Raw genomic sequence first — 14,580 nt, forward strand, 5'->3', positions numbered from 1 at the left:
AAGCCCGACCTGCGGGCGGCCGACGTGGACGGACAGCGCTGAGATGGTGGGCCGCCGCGTCGTCCCGTATGTAATGAATGCCACTTGAGCTGCTGAAATGCGCTCCGGAGACGCTTCGCCGGACGCCTGCGGCGACTCCCTTTGCCCGGTCACGGCCTTGACGCCCGTTCCCGTCGGAGCCGATTGGCGTTGCGGGAACTCTTGACGTGCGCTCGGTGGATGCGTACACATTGACCGCGCGGTCAGACCGCGCGGTCATGTAAATGACCTCGTTCGATGGAGAACACACGGCCATGGGAGACGTCATGACATCAGGCCTGGAGCGCGGTGCCGGCTCCTCCGCGCCGCGCAGCGAGGACGTGGCCAGGCTGGCCGGCGTCTCACGCAAGACGGTCTCCCGTGTCCTCAACAACGAGCCGTATGTCTCCGAGGAGTCCCGGCGACGTGTCTTGGCGGCCGCCGAGGAACTCGGCTACCGGCTGAACCACGCCGCCAGGGCACTGGCCTCCGGCCGTACCCGCTCCATCGGTGTGGTCGCTCTGGGAACGGCCGGATACGGCACGGCCTCCCTGCTCGTGGGCATCGAACAGGCCGTACGAGACGCCGGCTACGCCCTGCGCGTGCTCAACACCCCCGACGGCAACCCGCAAAGCATCGCCGCCGCCCTGGAATCACTCCTGGAGCAGGGCGTGGACGGCATCGTGGTCTCCGAACCCATCGTCGAAGGTGAAGTCCCGCTCGGCGTCGACGTGCCGGTCCTCTTCCTGGGAGCCCCACCCGCCTTCAGTGCCGCCCGGACGTTGAGCGTCGGCGTCGGCGCCCACCAACTGGCGCGCACGGCCACCGATCACCTCCTGGACCTGGGGCACGCGACCGTCCACCACCTCGCCGGACCGCGCCGCTGGTACGCCACCACGGACCGCATCGAGGGATGGCGGGCGGCACTGGCGGACCGGGGCGCCCACGAACCTCCCGTTCTCAACGGCGACTGGTCGGCGGCATCCGGGTACGCCGCGGGTCGCGAGCTGGCCGCCTACGGCTCGGTGACCGCGGTGTTCGCCGGGGGCGACGAGATGGCCATCGGTCTGATCCATGCCCTGCGGGAAGCGGGCTGCCGGGTGCCGGAGGACATCAGCGTCGTCGGTTTCGACGGAAACCCGGTCTTCGCCTACGTCTCCCCGCCGCTGACCACCGTCCGCCAGCCCTTCGAGGCCGCCTCGAGCGAAGGAATCCGGCTGCTCCTGCACGCCATCGAGAAGCCCGACACCGCCTTGCCGCCGGCCAACGACCCACCCGTCGAACTGATCGTCCGCGGCTCGACGGCGCCGCCGCCCTCCCCCTGACCCACCCCACGCCGTACGACCGCTCCGGCGCACCCACACGCCGGAGCGCTGCACCTCCGCCATTCCGCACTTGGCGCGCAGAGCCCCCCGCGCTCGCGCGCCGCGCCCGGCAGCGTCGCCCCACTGTCCCCGCACGACGCGCCCACGAACTCCGCCGCGTCACTCCGAGCCGTTCCGAGCCGGCGGAACCGAAACACACCTTCCCCCTTCTCCCGGGAGCCGCAATGTCCCCAGCGCAGACAGGCGCCAGATCCGGCGCCGCTCCGCGTTCCCGTCCCCTCTCCCTCCTCTCCCTGGCCTTCGTCCTGCTCGTCGCGGCGATGACCATGGTCATTCCCGCCGGCCGGGCGGACGCCCTGGCCCGTCCCTCGCAGACGATGTACACCCCGCCGTCGGGTGCGCCCTCGCCCGGGTCGCTCTACCCGCGGGCGATGCGCATGCAGCACAACGGCTCCGCCAACGGCACCATCCTCGCGACGTTCGAGCAGTACACCTCCGGCACACCGGTCCTCCCGATCTACCGCAGCACGGACAACGGCAACTCCTGGTCGAAGATCTCCGAGGTCGCCGACACACAGAACGGCTGGGGCATGCGCTGGCAGCCCGAGCTGTACGAACTGCCCACCGCGGTGGGCGGCTTCCCGGCCGGCACCATCCTCGCCGCCGGAGCCTCGGTCCCCGCCGACCGCTCCGCCATCAAGATCGATGTCTACGCCAGCACCAACCGCGGACAGACCTGGACGTTCGTCAGCAACATCGCCACCGGCGGCCCGGCATACGACCAGAGCGGCAACGGCAACACCCCCGTATGGGAGCCCTTCTTCCTCTACGCCAACGGCAAGCTGATCGTCTACTACTCCGACCAGCGTGACCCCGACCACGGCCAGAAGCTCGTGCACCAGGTCACCACGAACCTCACCACGTGGGGTCCGGTCGTGGACGACGTGGCGATGCCCACCTTCAGCCAGCGCCCGGGTATGGCCACCGTCGCGAAGCTGCCCAACGGCAACTACGTCATGACGTACGAGTACGGCGGTTCGCCCTCGGGCAATTTCGCCGTCTACTACAAGATCTCCGCCGACCCGGAGGCGTTCGACTCCGTCACGGGCATTCCCCTGCGGTCGACGGACGGAGCGGTCCCGACCAGTACTCCGTACATCACGTGGCTGCCCACCGGTGGTCCGAACGGCACGCTCGTCGTCGGCGCCTACAGCACCAGTGATCTGTTCCTCAACACCCAGAACGGCGCCGCGAACACCTGGACGCGTATCACCTCCAACGTCGCCAACGGCTACAGCCGCGGCATGGTGCCCCTGTCCGACGGCCACAGTCTGCTCGTGCTCAGCGGCGGGAACGGAGGCCCCGACCTCTCCAACCCCGTCACCTACAGCACCATCGACCTGGGCGGAGGCATCTCGGACGGTGCCACCTACACCGTGTCGAACGCGGGCAGCAATCTCCTGCTGGGCATCGCGGGCGGCTCCACCACCAACGGCACGAGCGCCACCCAGCAGAACGCCGACAACGCCACCGACCAGCAGTGGCGGTTCGTGCAGCAGCCCTCCGGCTACTTCAGGATCCTCAACGTCGCCAGCGGCAAGGTCCTCGGTGTCGAGAACCAGTCCACCGCCGACGGTGCCAAGGTCCTCCAGTGGGACGACAACGGCACTCTGGACCACGAGTGGGCCGTCTCCCCGCACCAGGCCGGCGGGTTCAGCATCACCAACCGTGTGACCGGCAAGTACCTGGAGATCCCGAACGCCTCCACAGTGGCCGGCACCGCCGCCGTCCAGTGGAGCGGCACCAACTGCGCCTGCCAGCGCTGGAACCTCACCCAGACCGCGCTTCCCCCGCTGGGCACCGGGCAGTACGTCCTCGTCAACAAGAACAGCGGAAGGTACCTGGACATCCCGCAGGGCTCCACCGCCACAGGTACGGCCACCCAGCAGTGGCAGAACTCGGCCTGCTTCTGCCAGCTGTTCACCTTCCAGTCCGCCGGCGGTGGAGCCTGGACCATCAAAAACGCCAACAGCAATCTGAACCTGGACATCCGTAATGGCTCCACCACCGCCGGAGCCGCCGTCGTCCAGAACACACCGTCCGCCGCAAACTCGCAGAAGTGGACCCTCACCGACGCGGGCAACGGCTACTACAAACTGAAGAACGTGGGCAGTGCCTTCAACGCCGCCGTCGCCCAGTCCTCCACCAGCAACGGCGCGGGAGTCGTGCAGTGGAACGACCTGAGCATCGACGACCAACTCTGGAAGATCGTCCGCATCAACTGAGTTGATCGTCCGCAGCCGGACGTGTCAGGCGGTCGTACCGGTCACCGAGTTCCCGAACTTGGTGACCTGGTACGTCACCGTGGCACCGCTCCAGAAATGGAAGGTGAGCGTCACCGTCGAGTCGTCCTTGAGCGAGTCGAAGAACGCGGGGGTCAGTTTGATGGCTTCGCCGGTGTAGGCGGAGAAGGCGGCGTCCCATTGCTGGTACGACGTCCAGCTGGCCGGCCCCGCGTTGCTTCCGTCGTCGTACCGGGCTTCCATCGTGGCCAGGAGGTCGCCGCGGAACTGGGTGGGGACGGCGTACGAGTCCGTGGTGCCGGTGGCGTTCGACAGGACCGGAGTGTCGGAGGAGATGACGTCGATCGGCCACGGGACGCCGCGGGAGAACCTGGCCTCCAGCGTCGCCCTGACCCCGTACGCCCGGTCGCCGGCCAGACGGGTGAGGGCGGAGGACGCCAGTGTCAGCTCGTTGCCGGAGAGGGTGTAGTCGGAGCCTTTCGCCAGCTCATGGCCGTCATACCAAAGGCCCTGGAAATTGGTCGTGTTCGGATTGAGGGTGAGCGTCCGGTCGGTGATGGCGCCCGACTTGGGGAGGAAGACCTGGTCGCTGGAGGCGGTTCCGGAGCGGGTGGTCCAGCTCGACTTGATCTGGGCGAAGAGCTGCGGGTCGCGCCATTGCAGGGTGTTGCGGTTGAGGAACTGGCCGGCGTCCCAGAGCATTGTGGTGAGCTTGCGCGTACGGGCGTAGTTCCCCAGGAACTCGAAGTACTTGAGCTGCTCACCGCGCTCGATGATGCCCGGCCGGTTGTGGTCGTAGGCGAGGAGGGCGTACTCGCCGATGATGACCGGGATGCCGTGGGCGACGAAGGTCTCGTACGCGCGGTCGAAGGTGCCGGTGAGATCCTGTTCCGAGGTGGCGTCGAAGCGCGTGTAGCCGGCGATGTTCACGCTGAACGGCCACCATCCGTAGAAGTGGATGGTCGTGGCCACCATGGGGTCGTTCAGGGCGGTCAGTTCGGCGGCCAGGGCGTCCAGCCGCCCCTGGTCGGCGTTGGTGTAGAGGGTGGGGAGCACGAGCAGGCGCGTGGCGTTCTTGCCCCCCGAGGCACGGACGATCCGGTGGAAGTCGCTGTTGAGCTCCTTGAGGAGACGGTAGTTCTCGTCGTCCCCCGAAGTGCCGCTGAACGTCGGCTCGTTGATGCTCTCGAACACGAGTCGCGGCGAGGCGTCCCGGAACGTCGCGGCGATCTGGGCCCACGTCGCGTCGTACCGGGCGAGGACGGTGTCGTGGTCGGTCGCCAGGTTGTTGACCCACATCCATGAGTCGTGGTGCATGTTGAGCAGGACGTACAGACCCTCTGCCTGCGCCCAGTCGGCGACCTGCTTGACCTTCGCCATCCAGGCCGGATCGATGGTGTAGTCCGGCGCCCCGCCTTGGTGGATGCCCCAGGTCACGGGGAGCCGGATGCTCTTGAACCCCTGTGACCTGACCTTCTTCAGCAGCGCCTGGGTCACGGGCGGGTTGCCCCAGGAGGTCTCGTCGGGGATGGCGTCGTAGGTGTTGCCCATGTTCCAGCCCGGCTGCATGGCGGCGACCATGGAGCGTGCGGCGGGGGTGCTGGATGGCGGTGGCGTGTCCGCGTGCGCGGCCATCGGTGTCAGGGGGAGCAGAACGATCGCCAGGGCGAGCGCCGCCAGACGCCGTACGGGCCGCCTAGGTTGGTGTCGCCGGGCCAGGAGTCTTGCCAGTCTCGTCATCGCGTCGGCCTTTCACGGTGGGGAGCGAAGGGCTTGCGGGAGGTGCCGTACTGACGCCGGGGCGGTTCTCGTTCCGGTTCTGAACCGACCGGTGGTGCAGGAAAGTTTCTTGGGATGCGGCGGAGAATGTAACAAGGAGTGGCGCCGGAAGCTACCGCCCTGCTCACGCGAAGTGCCAGAATGCTGCGGTACACGCAGGTGAGTTGTCCGGCCGGCTTTCACCCGCGGTCCGAGCGGGGGAAGCGGGCCGGTGAGGGGGAAGGCAGACCTTGGCGGACCGCGGAGTTGACGGAGTGGCAGATCGCGAACGTCCGCGGGGCGGCGACGGCCCTCGGCCGGTCACCATCGCGTACATCGCCGAGTCGGCGGGTGTGTCGGTCCCCACCGTGTCCAAGGTGATCAACGGCAAGTCAGGGGTGTCTGCGGACACCCGCGCGCGTGTCGAGGAGCTGGTCAACAGGTACGGCTACCGCAAGCCCGCCGGTGCCAACCGGAACAATGTCGTCGAGCTGGTGTTCCGGGAGCTCAAGCACATGTGGGCGGTCGAGATCATCCGGGGCGTCGAGCGGGTGGCCAGGCAGCACGGTGTGGGCGTCATGGTGTCCGAGTTTGGCCTGCACGAAACGGCCTCGGTCACCTGGGACGACACCGTTGCCCGGCGCCCGAACTGCGTCCTGTCCGTGGCCCAGCTCTCCGAGGCAGAGCGCGAGCAACTGACCGCGAAGGGCATCCCGTTCGTCGTCTTCGACCCGGCCACGGAACTGCCGGACGACGTTCCGTTCGTGGGTGCCACCAACTGGTCCGGCGGCCGTGCGGCGACCCGTCACCTCACCGACCTCGGGCACCGCCGTATCGCCATGATCAGCGGCCCCGAGGACCAGCTGTACTGCGCCGCCAGACTGGACGGATACCGCTCCGCGATCCAGGCGGCCGGCCTGCCGGCCGATGCGGAACTCATCGTGCACGCCCTCCTCACCCCGGAGGGCGGGAGCGCGGCCGCGCGTTCCCTGCTGGCGGTGCCCGACCGGCCGACAGCGATCTTCACCGCCAACGACCTTCAGGCGCTCGGCGTCTACCAGGCGGCACGCGAGGCGGGACTGCGGATTCCCGAGGACCTCAGTGTGGTCGGCTTCGACGATCTGCCCGTGGTGGCGTGGGTGGACCCACCGCTGACCACGGTGCATCAGCCGCTCACCGAAATGGCCTCGGCGGCCACGGAGTTGGCGCTCGCCCTCGGCCGTGGCGAGAACTCCGCGCAGGCCCGGCTGGAGATCGGGACGACTCTCACCGTCCGCGCCAGCACCGCGCCGCCGAAGAACTGACCCGTCTCCGCACCGCACTTGAGGAAGAAGTGGCCCGAGAGGCCATTGACCTGTGCCGTGGGTCTCGCTAACTCCCAGAAGAGACTGTCGCACTCAAAGTAGCGAAACTTTCTGTCGCTTCGGCAGACAGTCACCCGGCAGGTCACCCTTCCTGGAGGTGCCCGTGCGCCACCTGATCCGCAAGTACTGCGCCCAGCTGATCGCCTTAGGCGTGGCGGTGCCGCTGCTCGCCTTGGGCATCCCTGCAGCCTCCGCCGCCACCACCGCCTCCGTGTCGATCGACGCGGGCCGGACCCTGGCGACGTTTCCGGAGACCGGCGTCGGCATGAACGTCGCGGTGTACGACGCAACATGAGCCACCCCGCGATCCCTGGGCTGTTGAGCGCTGCCGGCATGAAGGCGGTCCGCTACCCGGGGGGTTCCTACGCGGACATTTACCACTGGCAGACGCACACCACCGAGGGCGGCTACGTCGCGCCCAACACCGGCTTCGACACGTTCATGGGCACCGTGCGTGCCGCCGGGGCGCAACCGATCATCACCGCGAACTACGGCTCGGGCACCCCGGAGGAGGCGGCCTCCTCTCCTTCACCCAGCCGGTGACGGCTTCCTCGTCGCGCTCGATCGCCCGGCGGGCCGAGACCTGATGGCTGAAGCCGTGCCGGTGCAGCATCTGCGCGATCGCCGACAGCGTCATGCTCATGTGGAACCGGCGCCCGATCAGCATCTTGATCCGCGCCAGCGTCCAGGTCTGATCCGGCCAGCCGTGCGCGACCGGCCCCCTGGCCAGCTCCTGCTCGAGCACGGCGAACTGTGCCTCACCCAGCTTTGGCCTGGACGCCGACCCCTTCAACTCCAGGGCCGGTGTTCCGCCGTACTCCCACGCCTGGTGCCACCGCTGTACCGACCGCACGCTGACACGTAACTGCTTGGCGATGGCGGCATTGTCGTGTCCCAGGGCGAATAACTCGGCCGCCTGCATCCGGATGTGCTTGCGAAACGCCTGCCGTTCCGCGGTCAGCCCACCCCCTTGCGGACCTCATGTCACCGACCTACTGCGACAAGCACAACTCGTCGATCCCCACGACATCACGCCAGCAAGGTCAGTAGCCGATGAAGAACCTGCCTGTCGGTGTGGTCAACTCAGACAAGAGGGCTGCACGATCAGTTCGCTGATGACTGCTGCAGAGCGATTCTGATGCCTTCCTTGAAGGCATCCAGATCATCAAATTGGTATCCCCGTTCGCTCGCCATATCTGCGAGCTTCAACAGGTCGTGTTCCTTCCGCGCCCAGAGCCAGATGCCATGGTTAATGTGGTTCCTGGAGTCCTTGCCTGTGAACTTACCGATCAATCCTTGTCCATTGGGGGACCACCACAGTTGGAACGAACCCCACTGGTACCGCTCTCCGGTGTGGTCGTACCACGTGCCGGTCAGGAACGTTTCGTCTTTGAGACTGGCGGTGATCCCGGCTGCTGAGCGCTCAGTGTCCGTGCCCGTCACTCGGCTCCGCAGCCGCTGGAGGTCAAAGGTCATGATCGTCGTAGTGGTCACTCGGGCCGTGGGGGACGACGTCGGGTCGGATTCAACACCCCAGTAGGTCGCCCACTTGCCGGCAATCTCTCTACTGGGTCGACGTATTCGCCCCACGAAGCGAGCTGCCGTGTCCTTGAGGAGATCTTCGAATAGCACAGCCAGGATGAGACCTACCACTGCGCCTGGTAGGGAGGTAAGTATCAAAGTAGTCAAAGGTGCTGCCTTCCGCTTCGTCATGTCCCGCAACGCGCGCAGGCAGCCGCACTATAGGGGCTGGCCGTGGGAAGGGGACGGAGATTTGGTATTTCCTTGAGGCCAGGCGGCGGTAGAGCAGGTTCGAAATGTGCGCGGGTGCTGACCGGCCAGCGGATGCGTTCGACGGCGCGGGTTCCTGCCGGACCAGGCTCTGCGGATGGTGCTTGGAGCTCGTAACCCGATCATGGCCGGGTCTTCTTGAGGCGTCGCCAGCAGATGAGGCTGCAGGCCAATGAGACGAAGGCGTCGTGGAGTTCGAGGCGTCGTTCCCATCGCACGGCCAGGCGTTTGAACTGGTGGAGCAGGGCGAAGGTCTGCTCGACGACGTAGCGGAGTTTGCCCAGGCCCTTGATGTTCGGCGAGCCCTTGCGGGAGATCACCGGCAGGATCCGGCGACGTCGCAGCTCACGGCGCACGGCCTTCGAGTCGTATGCCTTGTCGCCCAGGACGGATTCGGGTCGCTGTCGCGGACGGCCCGGACGTCCGGCCACCGACGGGATGCCGTCGACCAGGTGCAGGGTCTGCGTGATGTCGTTGACGTTGGCCGCGGTCGTGATGACGTGGAGCGGGGTGCCCCTGCCGTCGCAGATCAGATGGTGCTTGCTGCCCGTCTTCCGCCGGTCGACCGGTGACGGGCCGGTCGCGGCACCCCCCTTTTCGCGCGCACGTGGGAGCCGTCCACGCACGCGCGGGTCCAGTCGAGTTCGCCGGCCGCGTTCAGCTCAGCGAGCAGGATCCGGTGGAGTTGCTCGAAGACCCCGGCCTGCTGCCAGCGGTCCAGACGGCGCCAGCAGGTCTGACCGGAGCCGAACCCCAGCTCCAAGGGCAGGAGTTGCCAGGCGATGTCCTGGTGAAGGACGTACAGGATGCCCTGCAGGCACAGCCGGTCGTCCACCGGTCTCGGCCCCGGTGACCGCTCGGGCCAGGGTGGCAGCAACGGTTCGATCAGCGCCCACAAGCCGTCGTCCACGATCCACGGTCGAGTCGTCACACGACGCGAACGGTCGAATCATCACATCGGTCACGCCCGACCAGGACACCTCAACAAGATCCTGTTACGAGCTCTTATGAGGCTATTCGATCGCGTCGGAGTAGCCACGAGGACTGGAGCTCAGCGTCACGCGCCGTCACCGGTGCCGCACAGTCCACTGCCTCAGAACCTGTCCGCCTCTGCCGACCCCCGAGCTCAGCGGCCTCTTACGCGTGGTCGGGAAGTAGCCATCCCTCTACCCCACGCGAGACAACGACGGGACAAGGGAAGGGCGGGGACGGGTGGGGGGTGTGCTTCGGGGGATCGGGGCGCCGTCCTCTGTGTGGCGCGTCGGCGAGGCCTCCGCGCTGGGCGCCGGACACAGCCCCTAGCTCGGGGCGGGCCGAACCTCATGAGGCTCAGGGTGACTCAGTGCCTTTGGCGAGGCGGTGCAGAGTGTCCCATGCCTTGTGCGTGATCCGTGGATCGTCGTCGGGGGCGGGAGATTGCCCCAATAGGTGCTCTCGGTTGAGGCGTGCGACCGCTTGGCAGGTTTGAGGGCCGTAGTGGTCGCTCTCGGTGATGCTCGGGTCGAGGCATCCGGTCTGCTTCAGGAGTCTCTGCAGCCGTCGGGTGTCCGGGTCAATGCGGCCCGGTGCCAGGCGTCGCGGGAACGGCGGAAGCATGAAGCGTCTGCCGTCGGACTGTAGGGGGATGCTCAGGGTTTGCCCCTCGTGGATCGTGTACGGGGCCCGGAGGTTCTTGCCGTCGATGATGCCCGCCGGGCGCACGCCGAAGCGTTTGGCCACGTGCTGGAGGGTTTCGTCAGCCTTGACCAGGTACATCACGTGCATGTGCCGAGATGGCTGGTACTCGGAGCGCTTGCGAGGCCACCAGGGCTCCGGGGCTTTGGGCTGCGTGCGCAGGGTGCGTAACGCTCGCCGACCGCGGCTGGCTGCACAAGCGCCCTGACGGGCGGTTCACCGCGCGTCCATAGCTGGGCAGGGCCGGGGGGTCTGCAATCGTCATCCGACAAGACTCGCCCGATTCCCCACCGCCTTGACGCATTCCGATATAGGCATACGATGGCTGCCATGGCACGAGCAGCGACGACGTCGGACGTCTTCAACGCGATCGCCGAGCCGCAGCGCCGGGACATCCTGGCGCTGCTGCGGGCGGGTGAGCGGCCGGTGACCGACCTGGCCCAGGAGCTGGGGATGAGCCAGCCGGGGGCGTCCAAGCACCTGCGGGTGCTCCGGGAGGTGGGACTGGTGCGGGTCCGCGTTGCGGGCAAGCAGCGCCTCTACGGCCTGGACGCCCGCGGGCTGCGGCCGATCCACGAGTGGGTCGGCGGATTCGAGCGGTACTGGAACGAGAGTTTCGACCGGCTGGACACCTACCTGCAGGACCTCAAGCAGACACGACAGGAGGAATGACCGATGGCAGGGGCAAGGCAAGAACCGCGGCCGGAGCCGGCGACGGCCGACCGGGAGATCGTGATCACCCGGGTCATCGACGCCCCGCGGGAGCTGGTGTTCGAGGCGTTCACCGAGGTCCGGCACCTGTCGCGGTGGTGGGGTCCGGAGGGGTTCACCACCACCACGCGGTCCTTCGAGTTCCGCGAGGGCGGGGAGTGGGACTTCGTGCTGCACGGGCCGGACGGGACCGACTACTCCGAGTGGATCCGCTGGCTGCGGATCGCCCCGCCGGAGCGGATCGCGCTGCTGCACGGTGAGTCCCGCGACGACCCGAACGCCTTCGAGTCGGTCCTGACCTTCGAGTCCGACGGCGCGGCGACCCGGATCGTGATGCGCACGGTGTTCCCCACCAAGGAACTGCGCGACGAGGCGGTCGAGAAGTACCACGCGATCGAGGGCGGCCGGCAAACCCTGAGCAACCTGGCTGCGTACGTCACCGAGACCGTTCGGAAGGGAGCGGAGGGCTGATGGCCGGGAAGGTGTTCTTCAGCGTGTCGATGTCGCTGGACGGGTTCATCGCGCCCGAGTCCCCCGAGGAATTGATGGGGCAGCTATGGATGGAGCTCCAGCAGTGGGCCTTCCCGCTGCGGTTCTTCCGGGAGAACCTGAAGCTGGGCGAGGGCGGCGAGGAGGGCCGCGATAACGACATCGCGCGGGAGACGTTCGAGCGCACCGGCGCAAGCGTCATGGGCAAGCGCATGTTCGACGCCGGCGAGCAGATGTGGCCGCAGGAGGCGCCGTTCCACACGCCGGTCTTCGTCGTGACGCACACCAAGCGTGACCCCTGGGAGCGGCCTGGCGGGACCACCTTCCACTTCGTCAACGACGGCATCGAGACCGCGCTCGACCAGGCCCGCGAGGCCGCCGGCGACCGCGACGTCCGCATCGCAGGCGGCGGCGCGACGATCCTGGAGTACGTGAACGCCGGCCTGATCGATGAGTTCTCGATCGCGCTGTCACCCGTGCTGTTCGGCTCCGGAATCCGCCTGTTCGAGGGCGTGGACGCGTCCAGGGTCGCGCTGGAGCCGGTCCGTTCGGAGCCGTCGTCGCGGGTGACGCACCTGACCTACGCCGTGCACCCACGGTAGCCGCGCCGCCTGCCGTCGATCAGCGCGTGATACGACTCGGCGTTGAAGGCGGCCCGGCAGGCGGCCGCGAAGTGGTGGCGGAGCCCGGCGAGGTCGGCCGTCCGCCAGGCCTGATGGAGATCGGCGGGGCTGCCTACATGCTGCGGGATGTTCGGGGCCCTGCCGCACGAGGATGCGGACTGGCACTACTGCCTGCTCCGACCGACACCACGGCCGTAGTGGCCTTGTGCGCGATCTCGAACCCGAACCCGAGCCCCATGCGGACCCGGACCAGGCCCCTCGACCAGGTCACGCGATGGTCAGTCACTTCCGGCGCCGTTGGAGAAGCGCTCCCGGACCGCCTCCGGCCCTTGGCCCACCACCGGCCGATCCCACCCATCACCGATCCTCAGGATCTCCGGCTGTAGTACTAGTACTCCAGCAGCGGTTCGCTATCTGGCCTGGTCAGAGGCGTCGTCGGGAGTGTAGTTGGCTGATGTTGTATCAGGGGTGGTCTTGACGGACCGCCCCTCCAATGAGTGGATTCGTCGGCGATAGTGGCAGTGGCGGGCGACTGCTTGGCGTCTGCGCCGCCACCGCGACCAGCTCATGGTGTGGATGCGAAGCGGTGGTCGGGGCCGGGTTGGGTGAGTTGCCAGGAGCCGGCGGACCTCCGCCACGGTGAGCGGAACCAGGGTGTCGGAACCGTTTCTGCATCCCCTTTTGTGGCCGCCTGGGCTGTCGTGCCGGCGAGGAAGGCGTGGGCGAGCATGGACAGGGTGACGTGCCGCATCCAGCCGACGTAGCGGCGGACTTCGTACTGGTCCAGGCCGCATTCGTTCTTCGCGGCCTGGAAGCATTCCTCGATTGCCCACCGCCGCCCGGCGACCTGCACCAGTCGGTTGACGTCGGTGTCTGCCGGGGCATAGCCGAGGTAGTAGGCAATCTCGTCGGGTCTGCTGATGCTGCGGCGGGCCGGTGCCCAGCGTTGGTGTGTGGGTCTGTCGCCGTCGAAGTCCTCGATCGTGGGAAGCTGGAGGGCTGCCCAGTGGTAGACGCGCGGGCCCTTGGCGTCGTCGCCGCACGAGCGTTTCTCCCACGCCTCGTTGGGGGCTTGGGTGAAGAGGTGGTCGATGCGGCCGAAGCGCGGCACCTGCTGGGATTTCGGGACGGCCAGGACGTAGCCGATGGCGGTCTCTTCCAGCATGCGGCGAAAACGCCACTCCTGGCCGTAGGCGGCATCCGCGGTCACCCAGGCGATCGGCAGCGGCGAGGCGAGTGCGCGCCACCGTCGCTTCCTGCCGCTGCTCGTGCTGCCGGAGGACTTCCCCGTCAGCCCCATCACCCTGACCGGATCCGTGAACGCGGCCGAAGGAAAGGGCTGTTCACGAAGCCGGACAGGGATCCGGTGGAAATCGTCGACATCGAAGAACTGGAGATGGTCGAAGCCCTACAGGAAGCCTCCGGCCCCAGCCTCCTCGACATCCTGCGCAGCAAGCAGTCCGACAGCTTGCGCAACGCCGCCGTACGCGACCACATCCTGCATGTCATGCGAGTACAGCCCGACGCACCAGCCCGGCACGCTGCGCTGCTGGACAGTGCCCTCAAGCCACTCGTCAACGCCCTGCCGCAGCCGCAGCAGAGCTCCTCCACCAGCTGATGGTCGGTGCCTCTGCGCGACCCATCGACCGATTCGCCGCATGCTTCTCAGACAGGGCATTCTGGTGCCGCTCACCCGCTCACGATCTCGATGAAGGACTGAGTTCTCATGGCCGCTTCTACCGCAGCGTCCGGTGCTTCTGATGGGGTGTTGTCGCCGTTGGGGCAGCGGTTGCGTGTCTTGCTGAGTTCCGAGCGTGTTGCTGGTGATCTGCGGCGCTACTTCGGCATCGGAGGGTCGCCCGGCGGTATGCCGTTCACCGGGAGCCGGTTCGAGCACCTAGCGGGTGGGGGAGACCGGCCGGAGGTCGCTGACCAGATCACGGCGGAGGACCTGGTAGCGGTGCAGACTTTGTCGATCACCGTTCCGGCGCCTGTTGCGCTGGACATTCTGGAGGGCCGCCTCGGCGTGCAGCTGTCCGGTCTGTTGCACGCCATTCCCAGGGACATCGACATGGTTGACGCCGACGCGGTCGTCGTGGCCGACGGCTCGCCAGCGGATCAGGCCTGGAACCTGCTCTGCGAACAATATGGGGTCAACTGGGTCATCGCCGGAAAGGTCCTGGCCCGCAAGCGTCCCCGACTGCTCCCGGTCTACGACCGAATCGTCCGTTGTGCCGTCGGCTGGCCGCCGTCCTTCTGGCTCGCTCTCCATGCCGCGCTGCATGAGGATGAGGCCGCGTTGCACCGCCAACTGCTGAAACTGAGGCAGGCCGCGGGGCTACCCGAGACGGTGAGTGCGCTGCGGGTGTGCGATGTGGCGGTATGGATGAACCACCGGGCCCTCAGCCATGCCTGCCCCTGAGGATGCCTACCGCCAACGTGACCAGAGGGGGCGTTCTGGCCTGTGAGGGTGACGGACTTTACCAACCGTGACGTGTGTGGGACGTTCGCGCGGAGCGGTCTA

General features: G+C 67.4%; 14 protein-coding genes and 2 pseudogenes. 10 read left to right on the plus strand and 6 right to left on the minus strand.

Annotated elements, in window-relative coordinates; all coding sequences use genetic code 11:
- Positions 1-305 precede the first annotated feature (305 nt).
- Together OG381_RS47720 and OG381_RS47725 are read left to right on the plus strand one after the other, a co-directional pair.
- Positions 306-1,343, plus strand: a complete 1,038-nt coding sequence (locus OG381_RS47720; protein ID WP_327722229.1) for a LacI family DNA-binding transcriptional regulator — start codon at positions 306-308, stop codon at positions 1,341-1,343.
- 224 nt (positions 1,344-1,567) lie between these two features.
- The gene (locus OG381_RS47725; RefSeq protein ID WP_327722230.1) at positions 1,568-3,628 is read left to right on the plus strand and encodes an RICIN domain-containing protein; all 2,061 of its coding nucleotides are present in this window, start codon (positions 1,568-1,570) and stop codon (positions 3,626-3,628) included.
- Positions 3,629-3,652: 24 nt separating this feature from the next.
- On the opposite strand, the gene OG381_RS47730 is transcribed toward OG381_RS47725, so the two are convergent.
- Positions 3,653-5,386, minus strand: coding sequence for a cellulase family glycosylhydrolase (locus OG381_RS47730; protein WP_327722231.1), 1,734 nt, complete (start codon positions 5,384-5,386; stop codon positions 3,653-3,655).
- Positions 5,387-5,679: 293 nt separating this feature from the next.
- Between OG381_RS47730 and OG381_RS47735 the strand changes: the two genes are divergently transcribed.
- The 3 genes from OG381_RS47735 (at position 5,680) to OG381_RS47745 (ending at position 7,311) form a co-directional block, all read left to right on the plus strand.
- Complete coding sequence (locus OG381_RS47735; protein ID WP_327722232.1) at positions 5,680-6,708, plus strand: LacI family DNA-binding transcriptional regulator; 1,029 nt, start codon at positions 5,680-5,682, stop codon at positions 6,706-6,708.
- 163 nt (positions 6,709-6,871) lie between these two features.
- A complete protein-coding gene (locus OG381_RS47740) occupies positions 6,872-7,063 on the plus strand; it encodes a hypothetical protein (RefSeq protein WP_327722233.1) in 192 nt (63 codons plus the stop codon).
- A complete protein-coding gene (locus OG381_RS47745) occupies positions 7,060-7,311 on the plus strand; it encodes a hypothetical protein (protein WP_327722234.1) in 252 nt (83 codons plus the stop codon). Before OG381_RS47740 ends, OG381_RS47745 begins: the two co-directional genes overlap by 4 nt.
- On the opposite strand, the pseudogene OG381_RS47750 reads toward OG381_RS47745, so the two are convergent.
- The 4 genes and pseudogenes from OG381_RS47750 to OG381_RS47765 form a co-directional block, all read right to left on the minus strand.
- Positions 7,283-7,729 (minus strand): annotated as a pseudogene (locus OG381_RS47750) (winged helix-turn-helix domain-containing protein); the annotation flags it as partial. The gene OG381_RS47745 and the pseudogene OG381_RS47750 sit on opposite strands and share 29 nt — an antisense overlap.
- A gap of 143 nt (positions 7,730-7,872) precedes the next feature.
- Positions 7,873-8,244 carry a hypothetical protein gene (locus OG381_RS47755; protein WP_327722236.1) on the minus strand — a complete coding sequence of 124 codons (372 nt, stop codon included), beginning with the start codon at positions 8,242-8,244 and terminating at the stop codon, positions 7,873-7,875.
- A 437-nt stretch (positions 8,245-8,681) separates the two neighbouring features.
- Positions 8,682-9,472, minus strand: a protein-coding gene (locus tag OG381_RS47760) for an IS5 family transposase (RefSeq protein WP_443062076.1) whose coding sequence is annotated in 2 segments (ribosomal slippage) — positions 8,682-9,170 and positions 9,173-9,472 — 789 coding nt in all. Because the reading frame shifts where the segments join, the coding sequence is not laid out codon by codon here.
- A 416-nt stretch (positions 9,473-9,888) separates the two neighbouring features.
- Entirely contained in the window at positions 9,889-10,323 is a 435-nt protein-coding gene (locus tag OG381_RS47765; protein WP_327722238.1) for a LysM peptidoglycan-binding domain-containing protein, read from the minus strand.
- Positions 10,324-10,563: 240 nt separating this feature from the next.
- On the opposite strand from OG381_RS47765, the gene OG381_RS47770 reads away from it, so the two are divergent.
- From OG381_RS47770 to OG381_RS47780, 3 genes are read left to right on the plus strand one after another with little or no spacing between them, the layout of a single operon-like run.
- Positions 10,564-10,905, plus strand: coding sequence for an ArsR/SmtB family transcription factor (locus OG381_RS47770; RefSeq protein WP_327722239.1), 342 nt, complete (start codon positions 10,564-10,566; stop codon positions 10,903-10,905).
- A gap of 3 nt (positions 10,906-10,908) precedes the next feature.
- Positions 10,909-11,415, plus strand: coding sequence for an SRPBCC family protein (locus OG381_RS47775; protein WP_327722240.1), 507 nt, complete (start codon positions 10,909-10,911; stop codon positions 11,413-11,415).
- Complete coding sequence (locus tag OG381_RS47780; protein ID WP_327722241.1) at positions 11,415-12,035, plus strand: dihydrofolate reductase family protein; 621 nt, start codon at positions 11,415-11,417, stop codon at positions 12,033-12,035. The genes OG381_RS47775 and OG381_RS47780 overlap by 1 nt, the downstream gene beginning before the upstream one ends.
- A 586-nt stretch (positions 12,036-12,621) precedes the next feature.
- Here the strand turns inward: OG381_RS47780 and OG381_RS47785 are convergent.
- Positions 12,622-13,299 (minus strand): annotated as a pseudogene (locus OG381_RS47785) (IS701 family transposase); the annotation flags it as partial.
- 123 nt (positions 13,300-13,422) lie between these two features.
- Between OG381_RS47785 and OG381_RS47790 the strand changes: the two are divergent.
- Positions 13,423-13,674: a hypothetical protein gene (locus OG381_RS47790; protein ID WP_327722243.1), complete on the plus strand. Its 252-nt coding sequence runs from the start codon at positions 13,423-13,425 to the stop codon at positions 13,672-13,674.
- A gap of 108 nt (positions 13,675-13,782) precedes the next feature.
- On the plus strand, positions 13,783-14,478 hold the full coding sequence (locus tag OG381_RS47795) for a DUF6308 family protein (protein WP_327722244.1): 696 nt from the start codon (positions 13,783-13,785) through the stop codon (positions 14,476-14,478).
- Positions 14,479-14,580: the final 102 nt, after the last annotated feature.

This window comes from Streptomyces sp. NBC_00490, assembly GCF_036013645.1.
Classification (GTDB): Bacteria; Actinomycetota; Actinomycetes; order Streptomycetales; family Streptomycetaceae; genus Streptomyces; species Streptomyces canus_F.

Coding starts and splice junctions, on each gene's coding strand:
- OG381_RS47720 (WP_327722229.1), top strand. CDS start 306: ATGACATCAGGCCTGGAGCGCGGTGCCGGCTCCTCCGCGCCGCGCAGC.
- OG381_RS47725 (WP_327722230.1), top strand. CDS start 1,568: ATGTCCCCAGCGCAGACAGGCGCCAGATCCGGCGCCGCTCCGCGTTCC.
- OG381_RS47730 (WP_327722231.1), bottom strand. CDS start 5,386: ATGACGAGACTGGCAAGACTCCTGGCCCGGCGACACCAACCTAGGCGG.
- OG381_RS47745 (WP_327722234.1), top strand. CDS start 7,060: ATGAGCCACCCCGCGATCCCTGGGCTGTTGAGCGCTGCCGGCATGAAG.
- OG381_RS47755 (WP_327722236.1), bottom strand. CDS start 8,244: ATGACCTTTGACCTCCAGCGGCTGCGGAGCCGAGTGACGGGCACGGAC.
- OG381_RS47765 (WP_327722238.1), bottom strand. CDS start 10,323: ATGCACGTGATGTACCTGGTCAAGGCTGACGAAACCCTCCAGCACGTG.
- OG381_RS47770 (WP_327722239.1), top strand. CDS start 10,564: ATGGCACGAGCAGCGACGACGTCGGACGTCTTCAACGCGATCGCCGAG.
- OG381_RS47775 (WP_327722240.1), top strand. CDS start 10,909: ATGGCAGGGGCAAGGCAAGAACCGCGGCCGGAGCCGGCGACGGCCGAC.
- OG381_RS47780 (WP_327722241.1), top strand. CDS start 11,415: ATGGCCGGGAAGGTGTTCTTCAGCGTGTCGATGTCGCTGGACGGGTTC.
- OG381_RS47795 (WP_327722244.1), top strand. CDS start 13,783: ATGGCCGCTTCTACCGCAGCGTCCGGTGCTTCTGATGGGGTGTTGTCG.